The sequence below is a fragment of the Pseudomonas sp. YA1 genome (assembly GCF_058680555.1).
In genome coordinates this window covers 211,790-226,022 of sequence record NZ_JBZWBG010000003.1, presented here as the reverse complement: position 1 = coordinate 226,022, position 14,233 = coordinate 211,790, and the positions used below count along the sequence as shown (strand labels likewise).

General features: G+C 70.0%; 14 protein-coding genes and 3 riboswitches. Of the genes, 3 read left to right on the top strand and 11 right to left on the bottom strand.

Translation table 11 applies throughout. The features are described from left to right. Positions 1-64: 64 nt before the first annotated feature. The 10 genes from AC4OR5_RS05360 to cobG all read right to left on the bottom strand — a co-directional run bounded on the left by AC4OR5_RS05360 (position 65) and on the right by cobG (position 9,509). Positions 65-1,504: an aminotransferase-like domain-containing protein gene (locus tag AC4OR5_RS05360; RefSeq protein WP_003091003.1), complete on the bottom strand. Its 1,440-nt coding sequence runs from the start codon at positions 1,502-1,504 to the stop codon at positions 65-67. 221 nt (positions 1,505-1,725) lie between these two features. Then, positions 1,726-2,094, bottom strand: a complete 369-nt coding sequence (locus AC4OR5_RS05355; RefSeq protein ID WP_003091004.1) for a hypothetical protein — start codon at positions 2,092-2,094, stop codon at positions 1,726-1,728. 85 nt (positions 2,095-2,179) lie between these two features. Beyond that, on the bottom strand, positions 2,180-2,818 hold the full coding sequence (locus AC4OR5_RS05350) for a LuxR C-terminal-related transcriptional regulator (RefSeq protein ID WP_003091005.1): 639 nt from the start codon (positions 2,816-2,818) through the stop codon (positions 2,180-2,182). Positions 2,819-3,011: 193 nt separating this feature from the next. Further along, complete coding sequence (locus tag AC4OR5_RS05345) at positions 3,012-3,821, bottom strand: OmpA family protein (RefSeq protein ID WP_003091007.1); 810 nt, start codon at positions 3,819-3,821, stop codon at positions 3,012-3,014. Next, positions 3,821-4,180, bottom strand: a complete 360-nt coding sequence (locus AC4OR5_RS05340; protein ID WP_003091008.1) for a DUF4398 domain-containing protein — start codon at positions 4,178-4,180, stop codon at positions 3,821-3,823. The genes AC4OR5_RS05345 and AC4OR5_RS05340 overlap by 1 nt, the downstream gene beginning before the upstream one ends. Beyond that, complete coding sequence (locus AC4OR5_RS05335) at positions 4,177-5,025, bottom strand: substrate-binding periplasmic protein (RefSeq protein WP_003111857.1); 849 nt, start codon at positions 5,023-5,025, stop codon at positions 4,177-4,179. The genes AC4OR5_RS05340 and AC4OR5_RS05335 overlap by 4 nt, the downstream gene beginning before the upstream one ends. 69 nt (positions 5,026-5,094) lie before the next feature. Next, positions 5,095-6,774, bottom strand: coding sequence for a precorrin-3B C(17)-methyltransferase (gene cobJ / locus AC4OR5_RS05330; RefSeq protein WP_058160206.1), 1,680 nt, complete (start codon positions 6,772-6,774; stop codon positions 5,095-5,097). Further along, positions 6,767-7,519, bottom strand: coding sequence for a precorrin-2 C(20)-methyltransferase (locus AC4OR5_RS05325; RefSeq protein WP_023106248.1), 753 nt, complete (start codon positions 7,517-7,519; stop codon positions 6,767-6,769). Before AC4OR5_RS05325 ends, cobJ begins: the two co-directional genes overlap by 8 nt. Beyond that, the gene (locus AC4OR5_RS05320) at positions 7,516-8,142 is read right to left on the bottom strand and encodes a precorrin-8X methylmutase (protein ID WP_023120406.1); all 627 of its coding nucleotides are present in this window, start codon (positions 8,140-8,142) and stop codon (positions 7,516-7,518) included. Before AC4OR5_RS05320 ends, AC4OR5_RS05325 begins: the two co-directional genes overlap by 4 nt. Beyond that, positions 8,139-9,509 (bottom strand): precorrin-3B synthase, encoded by a 1,371-nt coding sequence (gene cobG / locus AC4OR5_RS05315; protein WP_058160207.1) that lies wholly within the window; start codon positions 9,507-9,509, stop codon positions 8,139-8,141. The genes AC4OR5_RS05320 and cobG overlap by 4 nt, the downstream gene beginning before the upstream one ends. Positions 9,510-9,599: 90 nt before the next feature. Next, positions 9,600-9,850, bottom strand: a riboswitch (cobalamin riboswitch). Positions 9,851-9,935: 85 nt separating this feature from the next. On the opposite strand from cobG, the gene AC4OR5_RS05310 reads away from it, so the two are divergent. From AC4OR5_RS05310 to AC4OR5_RS05300, 3 genes are read left to right on the top strand one after another with little or no spacing between them, the layout of a single operon-like run. After that, positions 9,936-11,183, top strand: coding sequence for a bifunctional cobalt-precorrin-7 (C(5))-methyltransferase/cobalt-precorrin-6B (C(15))-methyltransferase (locus AC4OR5_RS05310; RefSeq protein ID WP_015502696.1), 1,248 nt, complete (start codon positions 9,936-9,938; stop codon positions 11,181-11,183). Beyond that, positions 11,176-12,273 (top strand): cobalt-precorrin-5B (C(1))-methyltransferase, encoded by a 1,098-nt coding sequence (locus AC4OR5_RS05305; RefSeq protein WP_058160208.1) that lies wholly within the window; start codon positions 11,176-11,178, stop codon positions 12,271-12,273. The genes AC4OR5_RS05310 and AC4OR5_RS05305 overlap by 8 nt, the downstream gene beginning before the upstream one ends. After that, positions 12,273-13,001, top strand: coding sequence for a cobalt-precorrin-6A reductase (locus AC4OR5_RS05300; protein ID WP_058160209.1), 729 nt, complete (start codon positions 12,273-12,275; stop codon positions 12,999-13,001). Before AC4OR5_RS05305 ends, AC4OR5_RS05300 begins: the two co-directional genes overlap by 1 nt. 53 nt (positions 13,002-13,054) lie before the next feature. On the opposite strand, the gene mntP is transcribed toward AC4OR5_RS05300, so the two are convergent. Continuing rightward, on the bottom strand, positions 13,055-13,624 hold the full coding sequence (gene mntP / locus AC4OR5_RS05295; protein ID WP_003091017.1) for a manganese efflux pump MntP: 570 nt from the start codon (positions 13,622-13,624) through the stop codon (positions 13,055-13,057). Between the two features lie 8 nt (positions 13,625-13,632). After that, a riboswitch (yybP-ykoY riboswitch) is annotated at positions 13,633-13,799 on the bottom strand. 157 nt (positions 13,800-13,956) lie between these two features. Next, positions 13,957-14,161, top strand: a riboswitch (cobalamin riboswitch). Positions 14,162-14,233 lie beyond the last annotated feature (72 nt).

Genomic DNA, 14,233 nt, shown 5'->3' with positions numbered 1-14,233 from the left:
AATCCCCGGAAAAATTCTTCGCGGACTGCCACGGGCGCCCCTCAGCCAAGGGAGCGCCTCGCGCTCAGGCGGCGATCAGGCCTTCCTGGCAAAGCTGCCCGGCAAGCATGCCGAGGGTCATGATCGCCCGCTCCGCCTCGCGGTTCCAGGGAATCCCGCAGGTCAGCCGCAGGCAGTTGTTGAACTGCTCGGTGTTGCTGAAGATCAGCCCCGGGGCGATGCTGATGCCCTGCTCCAGGGCCCGCACGTGGAGTTCCTTGGTGTTGACCTTGGCCGGCAGGCTGACCCAGAGGATGAAGCCGCCCTTGGGCCGGGTCATCTGCGTACCTTCGGGGAAGTACTGCTGCACCGCCAGCTGGTAGGCGGTCATGTTCTTCCGGTACTCCTGGCGGATGTAGCGCAGGTGGCGGTCGTAGCCGCCGTTCTCCAGGTAGGCGGCGACACCCATCTGGGTCACGGTGCAGGCCGAATGGGTGGTGAAGGTCTGCAAGCGACGGATCTCCTCCTGGTAGCGCTCGGCGATGATCCAGCCGATGCGTACGCCGGGCGAGATGGTCTTGGAGAAACTCGAGCAGTAGATCACCCGGCCGTCGCGGTCGTGGGATTTGAGCGAGCGCGCCTGGCCCTGGTCGAACATCAGTTCGCCGTAGATGTCGTCCTCGACCACCCCGATGTTGTGTTCGGCGGTCAGTTTCAGCAGTTGCTTCTGGCGATCCTCGGGAATCGTCCCGCCGAAGGGATTGCTCAGCCGCGCGGTCAGCACCAAGGCCTTGATCGACCACTGGTTGGCCGCCAGTTGCAGCGCCTCCAGGCTGATCCCGGTGCGCGGGTCGCTGGGGATCTCGATCACCTTCAGGCCCAGCACGTCGGCCAGTTGCAGCAGGCCGTAGTAGCTCGGCGACTCGGTGGCGATCAGGTCGCCGGGACGGGTCAGCACCCGCAGGGCCATGTGGATCGCATCCACGCAGCCGTGGGTGATGGTCACCTGCGACGGGTCGACCACCACGCCGGCGTCGCGCATGCGGATCGCCACCTGCCGCCGCAGCGGCTCGAAACCGGGGCTGAACATGTAGCTGAACGCCCGTGGGCTCTGGAAGCGGGTGACCTTGGCCAGTTGCTGGTGCAAGGCGCGCACCGGCAGGTAGTCCACGTGCGGCACCGCCGCGCCGAGCGGGAACACTCCTTCGCGGCGGGACTCGGCGAGCACCTGGTTGATGATGCTGCTGCGGGTGACCAGGCCGGGACGCTCGACCCGCGCGATATCCGGGGTCGGCGCGGTCAGTGCCGGGGTGCGGTGGACGTAGAAGCCGGATTGCGGACGGGCGCGGATCAGTCCCTGGTCCTCAAGGGTGGCGTAGGCCTGCAGCACGGTGGCGTGGCTGACGTTCAACTGGGTGCTGAGCTTGCGCACCGACGGTACCCGCTCGCCCGGCTGGTAGACGCCACGGCGAATGTCCTCGGCCAACTGCTGGGCGATGCGTTGGTAAAGCAGCAGATTGGTCATGGCGGGTTTTCCTCGGCGATTGAACCGAAACAGTAGCTCAATTCGTGAAACTGCTCCAGAACAGTTCGGCCGACAACCAGGCATACAGTCGCAAAACTGTACGGGTCGGTCGCAGAGACGGCGCGTTCGCGAGAAAAAGAAAACCCGGTCGGTCGCCACCGGCCGGGTGCGGGCGGGAAATAGTCCGCCAAGAGCCGCCTGGGGAGCGGCCATAGGGAAAGTCAGAAACGCAACGCGTCCGCCGCCGCGCTCTCGCCGGTCGACGCTTGCCAGGCGAAGGGGCTTGGCGCCAGGCCGAGATCGCCGAACAGGCGGTAGTCCGGGACGGCGGCGGGCTGGCGGGAGGTCGGGGAAAAGTCATCGCGGCTGAGGCGGGTGACCAGAACCCGGGCCTGCACCTGCAATGCCACCAGGCTGAGGCTTTCCCGCGCCGTGCAGCCCGCCTCGCCGCACGCCACCGGCGAGTCCTCCAGCAGGAGTTCCTGGCGGCGTGCTTCGGCAACCGCGCGGAGTTCGGCGGCGAAGGACGGCTGGCACAGGCTCAGCAACAACGGCAGGACGAAACGGGCAAAGCGGGGCTGGCGGATCATGCGGATTCCTCGGCTGCGGCGGGATGGCTCCCGGGGGCTGGCGAGGATTGTTCCGCAACTGGCGGTCGAGATGTTTCGAACCCGGTCAGGCGAGTTCGTGGAGCCAGTTCATCACGCCCAGGGCGATCAGTTCGGCGTCGCTGTTGAGGCCTATCTTGACCATCGCGTTCTTCTTGTGGGTGCTGATGGTCGACACGCTGCGCATGGTCCGCTGGGCGATCTCGCTGACCGTGTCGCCACGCGCCAGGCGCCGGAGGATGTCCACCTCGGTGGGGCTCAGCGGCTTGCCGGTATGCCGCTGCGGGTGCAGGCCGGGGTCGAGGAAGGTCTGTCCGAGCGCCATGCACTCCAGCGCCGCCTTCAGCGTCTCCAGCGGGCTGCGCTTGCTGATGTAGGCCGAGGCGCCGCTGCGCAGGACCGCCTTGGCCAGCAACGGCGCGCTGAACACCGAGTAGACCATCACCTTCATTTGCGGGCAGTGCCGGGTCAGCCATTCCACCAGGTGGATACCGTCGCGGCTGCGCTGGCCAGGCAAGCCCAGCTCGGTGATCAGGATGCTTTCCGGCGGCAGGTCGGCCAGGCGCTCCACCAGGCTGTCGCTATCGCCGACCACCGCCAGCACCTGGCGTCCGCACTCCTCGCTGAGGTAGCGCTGCAGCGCCCACTGCATGACCGGGAAGGAATCGGCGATCACCAACCCCGGCAGGGTTTCGTTCGAACTCATGGCGCCTCTCTACTCGTTATAACGAAATACAAGGTGCTTATGCTGCACGGATTGCCGCTCGAACTAGTTCGATCCCGATGATAGCCCGCTCTTGCGCAAGTTCTGACAGAGAAATCCAGCGCCACCCGGTTCGCCAGACGAAAAAAGCCCCGGACCCTTTGGGGTACCGGGGCTTCCTGCGGCGGCGCGGTTCTCAGCGCGGCGCGCTGAGCTGGCCCTTGTCGTTGGAGAAGACGATCTCCACCCGGCGGTTCTGCGCCCGTCCCCGGTTGGAGGCGTTGTCGGTGACCGGGAAGGCTTCGCCGTAGCCGACCACCTGCATGCGCGCGGGATCCACGCCGAGATCGGCGAGCACGTCGGCCACCGCCTGGGCGCGCTCGCGCGACAGGTCGAGGTTGGCCTGCCTGTCGCCGACGCTGTCGGTATAGCCTTCGATGCGGATCACCCGCCGCGGATTGAGCTGGAGGAACTGCACCAGCTTCAGCGCGGTGCGGTTGGCCGCCGGCTTGAGTTCGGCGCGGTTGAAGTCGAACAGCACGTCGCCAAGGGTGAGCACCAGGCCACGCTCGGTTTCCTCGGTGCTGAGACTGGCGATCTCCTCGCTCAGGCGCTGGCCCTGCTCCTGCACGCTGAGCAGCTTGGCTTCGCGCAGGGCCAGTTGCAGGCGCTCGCGCTCCAGTTGCAGGCGGGTCAGGCGCTCCTGGTTGAGGTTGAGCAAGGCGTGCTGGCGAGCGATCTCGCTGTAGCGCTGGCTCAGGTAGGCATACTGGATCACGTCGCTGCTGCTGCCCCAGTAGCTGGACAGGCGTTCGGCGCGGGCCAGCGATTCGCCGGCGCGGATCACATCCTTGGGCGCCGCGCGGAGCACGTCGGAATCTTCCTTGACCTGGTCGAACTCGCTCTGCGCCTTGGCCAGCGACTGTTCGCTGAGCTTGTGGTCGGCGCAGCCAGCCAGCGCGGCGCAGGCCAGCAGGGTGGCGAAGAGAGTCGCTTTGCCCGGCATCAGTCGGTCTCCCCCAGTTGCTTGCGCAGACGTTTCAGGCTCTTGTCCAGCTCGCCGAGCTGGTCCTTGCTCTTCTGCGTCAGCACCTTGGACTCGGCGAGGCGTGCGTCCAGCTCGGCCTGCTCGGCCAACAGGCGCGCCTTCTTGTAGGACTCCGCGGTCATCGCGATCTGCGCCGCGGCGTACTTGTCCTGGGCCAGTTTCAGCTCGGCCACGTCGTCGGTGGCACCCACCGCCTTGGCCTGCTCCAGCGCCTGTTCGGTCAGGCGCATCTGCTCCAGCGGAGCCGGGTCGTTGCTCGCACAACCGCTCAGGGTCAGCGCGGCGAGGCCTGCGGCCATCATCCATCGAATGCTCACAAGTCACTTTCCTGCGTAGTCGAACTGGCGCCGGAAGCCGGCAATTGCTGGGCTTTCCAGCGTTCGAGATTGTCCTGCAAGAGCGTTACGGGAACGCCGGCAGCCGACAATTCTGTCATCTTTTTCGCCAGTTGTCCGCGCAGCCACGGATCGTTGCAAGCGGAGTTGTGCGACAGCGTCAGGTACAGCCCCTCGCTGCTCAGCACCGGTTCCAGCGCCTCCAGGTCGTCGGCCATGCCCAGCGCCTCGACCTGGGCCTGCCCGGGCAGCGCCTGGTAGAGGAGGAACTCGCTGCGTTTGAGCATCAGGTCCTGCAAGCCCTGGGTCAGGCTCGGCACCGGCTTCAGGTCGAGACTGGCCTTGGCGAAGCGGTCGAACTCCTCGCCCAGGCTGCTGCCGGCCAGCACGCTGCCCTTGTGCCCGATCAGGTCGTCGCGGCCGATGAACGGGAACGCGGCGTCCTTGTTCACCCAGACCACCCCGCTGGTCATCAGGAACGGCGGATGCACATAGTCCATGCTGCCGAGCCGTGCCAGGGTCAGGTAGGCTCCGGCGAGCAGGTCGGCGCGACCGCTGGTCACCTCTTCCTGGGCCTTCTCCCAGGAGCCGCTGTAGAGCACGTCGATGCGCACGCCGAGTTCCTTGCCCAGGCGCTGCAACAGGTCGGCATTGGCTCCGATCAGGCGCTTCGGATCCTGCGGGTCGCGCCACAGGTAGGGTGGGTACTCCGGGTTGCCGGTGGCCACCAGGCGCTCGCAGGAGCCGGCCGCCGCGGCCAGCCCCGGAACGAACAGCGCCGCCAGCAGGATGCCGGCCAGGCGGCGCGGGGAACAGCGAAAGGACATGGATTCAGGCTCCGCGGTACAGGGATGCGCGCAGCAGTCTGCCACATTTCCGCGCGCGCTCCCGCCCCGCTATTCCGATGGGTACCAGCGCGGCGTGTAGACCCAGGCTTCGCCGTCGGCACGCGGGAAGCTGCAGGTGGTGGACGAGCCGATGATCACCAGGGTGCGCATGTCCACCTGCTCCGCCCGCAGCTCGCCCAGTGTGGTGCGCAGCAGGCGCTCGCCGGGCCGCCCGATGTCGCGACCGAGCACTACCAGGGTCTGCGGCGAACGATGGCGGGCGACGATCTCCAGCGCCCGTCCCAGTTGCCAGGGCCGCGCCCGCGAGATCGGATTGTAGAAAGCCATCGCCAGGTCGGCGGCGCCGGCCAGGTCGAGGCGCCGCTCGATCACCTCCCAGGGCTTGAGGTTGTCGGACAGCGACAGCAGGCAGAAATCGTGGCCCAGAGGCGCCCCCGCCCTGGCCGCGGTGGCCAGGGCCGCCGAGACGCCAGGGAAGATCCGCAGCTCGACCGCGTCCCAGGCCGGCTCGCCAGCGCCATGCAGGGCTTCCAGCACCGCGGCGGCCATGGCGAACACGCCGGGGTCGCCGGACGATACCAGCACCACCGCCCTGCCCGTCGCCGCCAGTTCGAAGGCATGCCGGGCGCGCTGCAATTCCTCGCGGTTGTCGCTGCCATGCAGCACCTGTCCGGCGCGGAAGGGTCCGGCCATGTCGACGTAGGTCTGGTAGCCGAGGATGTCCTCGGCCTCGTCCAGCGCCCGCCGCGCCGCAGGCACCATCAGCTCGGCGCAGCCGGGCCCCAGGCCGATCACCGTGAGTCGGCCGCGACGCTGGCCGATGCGGTCCATCGCCAGGGGCGCGGCGGCCACCGCCAGCTGGTCGCCGACCTGCTCGGCGGCAGGCAAGGCCTGGCGCAGGCGCGCAGCGGGATCGGCCTGCGGCAGGAAGCGCAGCGGTACGCCGAGCGCATCGGCGGCGGCCTGCAGGCGCGGATCGGCCATCCGCGCGCTGTCGGCCAGCAAGCCGCCGAGCGCCGCCGCGGCCAGGCCGGCATCGACCAGCGCCTGGCGCACCACGTCCGCAGCCGCGTCGGCAGGTTCGAGCGCCGCCAGCACGCAGCGCGGATGGATCAGCAGTTCCTCGGCCCGCGGCGCACGCGCCGAGGGCGTCACGTGAATCGCCAGCGCCGCCGCCGGGTCGCGCGGCAAACGGGCCGCGTCGAGCCAGCCGGCGGTACCCTCGACGCGCACCGGCTGGCCACCGAGCAAATCGGCAACGAAGCGCTTGCCCTGCTCCAGGTCGGCCAGGACATAACCGGCGGGCGGGTTGAGCACGCAGGTGCCGAAGCGCAGCTCGCCGCTGGTGGTGATCGCCGGCGCCACGGCCAGCACCTCGCCGATTTCCCGCGCCAGCCGGTTGACCCCGGCCAGCCCGCCGAGCAGCGGCACCACCGCGCTGCCGTCCTCGGCCAGGGCCAGCACCGGCGGCTCCGCGCCCTTGCGTTGCAACAACGGCGCCAGGCTGCGAATGACGATGCCGGCGGCGCACAGGGCGACGATCGGGCGGTCGGCGCAATACAGTTCGCGCAGGGTGTCGCCGAAATCCGTATAGGAACGGTCGGCCTCGACCCGCCCGGCGAGCCCATGGACCAGCGCTCCGGGATAGCGCGCCTGGACCCGCCGCGCGGTATCCAGCGCGCCCTGGCCGAGGATGACGATGGCCGGAACCTGCTGGGCGTCACTCACCGCCGGCCCCTCCCTGCCACTTGTCGCCGGGAACGACGATCAGCGAGAAGTACGGCGAGGCCATCGGCTCCACCCGTTCCAACGGCACGATCCGCTGGTTGGCCATGGTCGCCCGCTCGACGTACAGCGCGCGGCGCTCGAGGCCAAGCTCGACCAGCACGCGGCGGACCTTGTCGAAATTGCGGCCGAGCTTCATCACCACCGCCGCGTCGGCATCCGCCAGGCGCCGGCGCAACTCCTCCTCGGGCAGCACTCCGGAGAGCACCGAGAGGCTCTGGTTGCGGTACACCAGCGGCGCACCGAGCACCGCCGCGCCGCCGAGCATCGAGCAGACGCCAGGCACCACCTCGCTTTCGTAGCGCGTCGCCAGGCGGTCGTGGAGGTACATGTAGGAACCGTAGAAGAATGGGTCGCCCTCGCAGATCACCGCCACGTCGCGGCCGGCGTCCAGGTGCGCGGCCAGTTGTGCGGCGGCGGTGTCGTAGAAATCGCTGATGATGGTCTCGTAGCACAGCGGCGGTTCCAGCTTCTCGGTGGTCACCGGATAGACCAGCGGCAGGCGCAGCTGGGCCTCGTCCAGGTGCGCCTCGATGATGCCGAAGGCGTTGCCCTTCTTGCCCTTGGCCACGAAATAGCCGACCACCGGCGCCGCGCGCAGCAGGCGCAGGGCCTTGAGGGTGATCAGTTCGGGATCGCCGGGCCCGACGCCCAGGCCCAGCAGGCGGCCCTTCGCGACACTCATCATTCGCGCTCCGTGGCCAGGGCGTTCACCGCCGCGGCGGCCATGGCGCTGCCGCCACGGCGACCGCGGACGATCACGTAGGGCACCCCGCGGCTATCGGCGGCGAGCATCTCCTTGGATTCCGCGGCGCCGACGAAGCCGACCGGGAAGCCCAGGATCAGCGCCGGCTTCGGCGCGCCGGCGTCGAGCATTTCCAGTAGGTAGAACAGCGCGGTCGGCGCGTTGCCGATCACCACCACGCTGCCCTCCAGGTGCTCGCGCCAGTGCTCCAGGGCCACCGCCGAGCGGGTATTGCCGAGTTCCATGGCGAGCGCCGGCACGTCCGCTTCGTTGAGGGTGCAGATCACCCGGTTGGCGGCGGGCAGCCGCGAGCGGGTCACGCCTTCGGCGACCATCCGCGCGTCGCAGAGGATCGCCGCGCCGGCGGCCAGCGCGGCGCGGCCGGCGGCGCCGGCGCCCGGCGAGAAGCGCAGGTCGTCGACCACGTCGACCATGCCGCAGGCGTGGATCACCCTGACCGCGAGCTTTTCCAGGTCTGCCGGGATGCCGGCGAGGTTCGCTTCGGCGCGGATGGTGGCGAACGACTGGCGATAGATCGCCTGGCCATCGCGGATGTAGTCAATCATGCGGTTTTTCCGGAAGTGGGCTGGGAAGGCAGCGCCGCCAGGTAGTCGGCGGCCGTGGCGAAAGTCAGGCGGCTGGCCAGCAACTGGCCGAATCCGGGGTGGCATGGGTCGTGCCGGTACAGGTCGTAGAACCCGCCGCTGCGCGCCAGCAGGGTGAGCGGCGCGCGGTGGGCAGCGGCGCAGGACCGTTCGCAGCCGCACAGGTGCAGTTGCGGCAGGTCGCTGCGCGGGCCGAGGCGTTCGGCCAGGCGCAAGGCGTCGCCCTTGGTGTCGGCCAGGCCCCTGGCGCAGGCGCTGGAACCGCTGCAGGCGATCAGCCGCGCCAACGGCGCCTCGGGCTCGGTCAGCAGGCCGAGTCCGCGCAGGCCAAGCAGCGCCTGGTCGGCCTCGGCCTGCGCCAGGTTCGGCAGGAGCACACCTTGCCAGGGAGTCAGGCGCAGGCTGCCGTCGCCATGGCGTTCGACCAGCTCGGCCAGGCCGTCCAGGCAAGCGCTGTCGAGCCGGCCGAGCGGCGCCGCCGCGCCGACCATCGCCAGGCCCGGCTGGCGTTGCGGCTGGACGCCGAGATGACTCCACGCACGCCCCGGCGAACGCCGCCAGGCCGCCACCCGCTCGTCACGCCGCAGAGGGAAATCCAGGCGCGCCTGCAAGGCCTCCAGCAAGGGTTCTCCGGCCAGCTCCTGCAACAGGTGGCGCATCCGCGTCTGTTGCGGCTGGGCGCGTTCGAGGAACAGGTCGAGCAGCGCCAGCACCAGGGACTCGCCCCGCTCCGCCGGCAACGCCGCCAGGGGGCGGTCGCGGGCCGGGCAGCCGGCGAGTCCGAAGACCAGCGTCGCGGTCGGCGCCGCGGGCATCGGCGAGAGCCAGATGTCATGGGGATGTTCGAGCATCGCCAGGTCTTCGCCGCCGTCCAGCTGGATGGCGAACTTGGCCGACAGCGCGTGGTAGCGGCTGTCCGCCTGGAGCCGCAGCAACAGCCGAGCGGCCAGCGGGCGCACGTCCAGCGACAGGTGCGGATCGAGCCCGGCGGCCGGGCTGAGCATCAGGTTGCGCACGTCGTCGGCGCCGGCCAGGGACCCATGCCGGGGACCGAGGCCGGCGTCCAGCAGGCGGCGGACGAGCCGCTCTTCCTCGCCGCGACGGACGCCGCGCAATTGCAGGTTGGAACGGTTGGTCGCCTCGATCACGCCGCTGGCGCAATCCCGCGCCGCGGCCGCCACGGCGCGTGCCTGGGCGGCGTCCAGGCGACCGGCATCGAGCTTGATGCGGCAGATGCCGCCGTCCAGCGCCTGGACGATACGCAGCAGGCCGGGACAGGGTGACGGACGTGGTACGGGCAGGGGCGCCGGGGTCTGGTCGTCGTTCAAAAACGCTACTCGAATCGGCGTCGCGGCGACCGCACCGCTGTCCCCCAGGGACAGACCACGGCATCGGTACACCCCGCCCGATGTTGGCACTCGCGACTGGTTTCGGCGGCAGGTCTCCTGGCTCGCAGCCCGGCGTTCCACCCGGGGGAGGAACCTCCGCTTCACGCCGCCTTCCCGGTAATCCAGTGGCGAATGGCGCGAATACAGGCTGCATACAGTTGCGGGGGCAGCCACGGCTAGGCCCGGGCTTCGAAAAGACCGGGGCTCCGTGTTCCCTCTTCGGCCCTCGTTGGCCCCGCGCTAACGCGAAAGGGCCGGGCACCGACGAACGCGCTATTATGCCGCCCAGCCCGGGGCCGGGAAAACCCATTCCGTCCGGAAGCCGTCGCGGGCCCTTCACAGACGCATTTCAGGAGTATCGGAACCGTGTCATCGGCAGACTCGACGCCTCCCTGGCTGACCCTGGTGGGCATCGGCGAGGACGGTTATCCCGGCCTCGGCAAGCAGGCCCGGCGTGCCCTGCTGCAAGCCAGCCGGATCGTCGGCGCGGCGCGCCAGCTGGAACTGCTGCCGCCGTGCATCGGCGCCGCCCGCGAAACCTGGCCGACGCCGTTCTCCCTGGAACCATTGCTGGCCCGGCGCGGCCAGCCGACCTGCGTGCTGGCCAGCGGCGACCCGATGCTGTTCGGCGTCGGCGCCAGTCTCGCCCGGCAACTGCCGGCGACCGAACTGCGGGTCCTGCCGGCGCCCTCCTCCCTCTCGCTGGCCGCCGCCCGCCTCGGCTGGGCCCTGCAGGAGGTCGCCTGCCTGTCGCTGGTGGCGCGTCCGCTGGCGGCGCTGCAGGCACAGGTCCACGACGGCCGGCGCCTGCTGGTCCTCAGCAACGACGGCGACAGCCCGGCCGCCATCGCCCGCCTGTTGAGCGCCCGTGGCTTCGGCGCCAGTCGCCTGAGCGTGCTGGAACACCTCGGCGGGCCGCTCGAGCGCCGTCTCGACGGCCTCGCCGGCGACTGGTCGCTGCCGCGCGCCGCCGATCTCAACCTGGTGGCGGTGGAATGCCGCGCCGGCACCGGCGCCGTGCGCCTGCCGCTGACCCCGGGCCTGGCCGACGAGGCCTATCGCCACGACGGCCAGCTGACCAAGCGCGACGTCCGCGCCGTGACCCTGGCGCGCCTGGCGCCCTGCCCCGGCGAGCTGCTCTGGGACGTCGGCGCCGGCTGCGGCTCCATCGGCATCGAATGGATGCGCGCGCACCCCAGTTGCCGGGCGATCGCCATCGAAGCCAACGACGAGCGCCAGGAACATATCCGCCACAACCGCGACGCCCTCGGCGTACCGTCCCTGCACCTGGTCGCCGGCAGCGCCCCGGAGGCGCTGCTGGAACTGCCCGAGCCGGACGCCATCTTCATCGGCGGCGGGGTCACCGCCGAGGGCGTGCTGGAAACCTGCTGGGAGCGCCTGCGGCCCGGCGGCCGCCTGCTCGCCAACGCGGTCACCCTGCAGAGCGAACGGGTGCTGCTCGACTGGCAGCAACGCCTGGGTGGCGACCTCACCCGCCTCGGCGTCGCCCACGCGCGACCGCTGGGCGGTTTCGACACCTGGCGCCAGGCCTTGCCGATCACCCTGCTGGAATTGCGCAAACCCGCCGCCAGGAAGCCTCCCCGCGATGCGTGAGGAAACCCCCGAGCAGCCCGCGCCGTTGCGCAGCGGCTACACCACCGGCAGTTGCGCCACCGCCACCAGCCTGGCGGCGGCGCGCCTGCTGCTGGGCGGCACGATCAGCGACGCGGTGCAGATCGTCCTGCCCAAGGGCCAGCAGGTGCTGATGCGCCTGGAATTCTGCCGCGCCTGGGAAAACGGCGCGGAAGCCGGCACCCTCAAGGATGCCGGCGACGATCCCGACGTCACCCACGGCGCCCTGGTGTTCGCCCGGGTGCGCCTGGGCGCCGAGCCTGGCGTGCGCTTCCATGCCGGCCCCGGGGTCGGTACGGTGACCCGCCCGGGGCTGACCCTGGCGGTCGGCGAGCCGGCGATCAATCCGGTGCCGCGCCAGATGATCGAACGTCACCTCGCCCAGCTCGCCGCCGAACGGGGCTACGCCGGCGGCTTCGAGGTCGCCATCGGCGTGGAGGGCGGCGCCGAGCTGGCGCTGAAGACCATGAACCCGCGCCTGGGCATCCTCGGCGGGCTGTCGATCCTCGGCACCAGCGGCATCGTCCGGCCGTTCTCCTGCTCGGCCTATATCGCCTCGATCCATCAGGGCATCGATGTCGCTCGCGCCAACGGCGTCCGCCACATCGCCGCCTGTACCGGCAACGCCAGCGAGGACGCCATGCGCCGGCGCTATGGGCTGCCGGAGATCGCCCTGATCGAGATGGGCGACTTCGCCGGCGCGGTGCTCAAGCACCTGCGCAAGGCACCGGTGGAAAAGCTCAGCCTGTGCGGCGGCTTCGGCAAGATCAGCAAGCTCGCCGGCGGCCACCTCGACCTGCACAGCCGCCACTCCAGCATCGACCTGCCGCAACTGGCCGGCTGGGCTGCCGCGCTCGGCGCCAGCGCCGCGCTACAGGACTGCATGCGCGCCGCCAACACCAGCCAGCAGGCGCTGGCCCAGGCACACGCCGAGGGCGTGGCCCTGGGCGATGCGGTCTGCACCCACGCCCTGCGCTTCGCTCGCGGCATCGTGCCCGCCGAGGTCGCGCTGGAAGTCTTCGCCATCGACCGCCAGGGCAACCTGGTCGGCCAGGCCTGCGAGGAGCGCTGATGAAACGCCTGTTGCTGCTCGGCGGGATCGGCGAGGCCCTGGCCCTCGCCCGCCGGCTCGGCCCGGCGCATCTCTACAGCCTCGCCGGGCTGGGCAAGGTGCCCGGCGACCTGGCCTGCCGGGTCCGGGTCGGCGGCTACGGCGGCGCCGAAGGGCTGGCGGCGTTCATCGACGAGCAGGGCTTCGACCTGCTGGTGGACGCCACCCACCCCTACGCCGCACGGATCAGCCAGAACGCCGTGCGCGCCGCGCGACTGGCCGGAGTGCCCTGCTGGGCGCTGCGCCGGCCCGGCTGGCAGGCCGGGCCCGGCGACGACTGGCGCGAGGTAGCCGACTGGCGCGAGCTGATCACTGCCCTCGCACCCTTCCGCCGTCCGCTGTTCACCCTCGGCCGCGAACCGCTGGAGCATCTCGGCCAGGTCCCGCCGCACCAGCACTGGACCGTGCGCTGCCTGCAAGGCCAGCCGGCCGCGCCGCGCGCCGAGGTGATCGGCGCGCGCGGGCCGTTCAGCCTGGATGGCGAACGGGCGTTGTTCGAGCGCCTCGCCTGCGACGTGCTGGTGAGCAAGAACAGCGGTAGCCAGGCCACCGAGCCGAAGCTCCAGGTGGCGCGGGAAATGGGCCTGCCGGTGCTGGTCCTGGCACGTCCGGCGCTGCCGCCGGCGGACCGCGAGTTCGCCGACGGCGAGGCGCTGCTGGCGGCAATCCGCGATTGGGAAAGCGCCTGAAGCGAACGCCCACCCACTCGCCGCGACCTGTCCCGCCCCGTCTCCGATGCCGCTCACGCCGCGCTGAGATGCTCGTAGAGAATGGTCGCACCGACCAGGATCAGCACCACCCCGCCGACCATCTCCGCGCGCTTGCCGGTCACTGCGCCGAGCGCCCGGCCGAGCATGGTGCCGAGGGTGACCATGGTCATGGTGGCCAGGCCGATGGCACCGGCGGCGAGGAAGATGTTGACGTCGACGAAGGCCAGGCCGACGCCCACCGCCAGCGCGTCGATGCTGGTGGCCAGCGCCGTCACCGCGAGAATCCAGAACGAATGCTGGCCGGGCTTTTCCTGTTCCGTCGCATGATCCGCGCGCAGGCCGTTGTGGATCATGTGCAGGCCGAGCAGCACCAGCAGGACGAAGGCGATCCAGTGGTCCCAGTCGGCGACGAACTGGCTGGCGGCCTGGCCAAGCAGCCAGCCGACCAGAGGGGTGATCGCCTCGATCACGCCGAAGATTATCCCGGTGCGCAGCGCCTCCGACAGGCGCGGCCGATCCAGGCTGGAGCCCTTGCCGATGGCCGCGGCGAAGGCATCGGTGGACATGGCGAAGGCGAGGAAGATCAGGGAAACGGGATTCACGCGGATACTCCAGCCGGGCATGAGTCAACGACATGACCCCGCGGCCCGGCTTCGGCGCAGGAATGTCGTTGGTCTCACCAATCCGGATGGATGCGCTGGCCATGGCGGGTTGCCAAGAATGTTGACCAGCGCGCCGTCAACGGGTGACGGCAGGCTACTCCCCAAGGAAGGCCGGCAGCATAGCAGGCCGGCGTGAAGAAAATGTGATGACCCGGGAAGCTGCGCCAGGGCGTGGGGTCCGGCGAAGAAAGACTGCACGGGAGAACTGTTATAGTATAACATTTTATTCAATCCAGATCGTTCAAGGCTTGACTGGAAACGGTGCGGATGTTCCCATCCGGGCCGTTCCAGGTGCCTCCTGCCGCCGCGCAGGAGGTGAAACGGGAAGCCGGTGCGTCACTTCGGTGATCAGTCCGGCGCTGCCCCCGCAACGGTAAGCGAGCGAAATCCTCTTCAGGCCACTGTGCTCCGGCATGGGAAGGCGAGGATTTCACGACCCTCGCAAGCCCGGAGACCGGCCTGCAACGCCCTGTTGGCACACCCGCGGTGGGCGGGAGCGAGCCGGTTGTTCGAGGCGCTGTCGCGCCTGCGATTTCCTGCGCGTTCCGT

Bases quoted from the DNA above. Each gene is read 5' to 3' on its own strand.
- AC4OR5_RS05305 (WP_058160208.1), top strand. From the start codon at position 11,176: ATGCGTGAGGAAACCCCCGAGCAGCCCGCGCCGTTGCGCAGCGGCTAC.
- AC4OR5_RS05325 (WP_023106248.1), bottom strand. From the start codon at position 7,519: ATGATGAGTGTCGCGAAGGGCCGCCTGCTGGGCCTGGGCGTCGGGCCC.
- AC4OR5_RS05360 (WP_003091003.1), bottom strand. From the start codon at position 1,504: ATGACCAATCTGCTGCTTTACCAACGCATCGCCCAGCAGTTGGCCGAG.
- AC4OR5_RS05335 (WP_003111857.1), bottom strand. From the start codon at position 5,025: ATGTCCTTTCGCTGTTCCCCGCGCCGCCTGGCCGGCATCCTGCTGGCG.
- AC4OR5_RS05345 (WP_003091007.1), bottom strand. From the start codon at position 3,821: ATGCCGGGCAAAGCGACTCTCTTCGCCACCCTGCTGGCCTGCGCCGCG.
- AC4OR5_RS05300 (WP_058160209.1), top strand. From the start codon at position 12,273: ATGAAACGCCTGTTGCTGCTCGGCGGGATCGGCGAGGCCCTGGCCCTC.
- AC4OR5_RS05355 (WP_003091004.1), bottom strand. From the start codon at position 2,094: ATGATCCGCCAGCCCCGCTTTGCCCGTTTCGTCCTGCCGTTGTTGCTG.
- AC4OR5_RS05350 (WP_003091005.1), bottom strand. From the start codon at position 2,818: ATGAGTTCGAACGAAACCCTGCCGGGGTTGGTGATCGCCGATTCCTTC.
- AC4OR5_RS05320 (WP_023120406.1), bottom strand. From the start codon at position 8,142: ATGATTGACTACATCCGCGATGGCCAGGCGATCTATCGCCAGTCGTTC.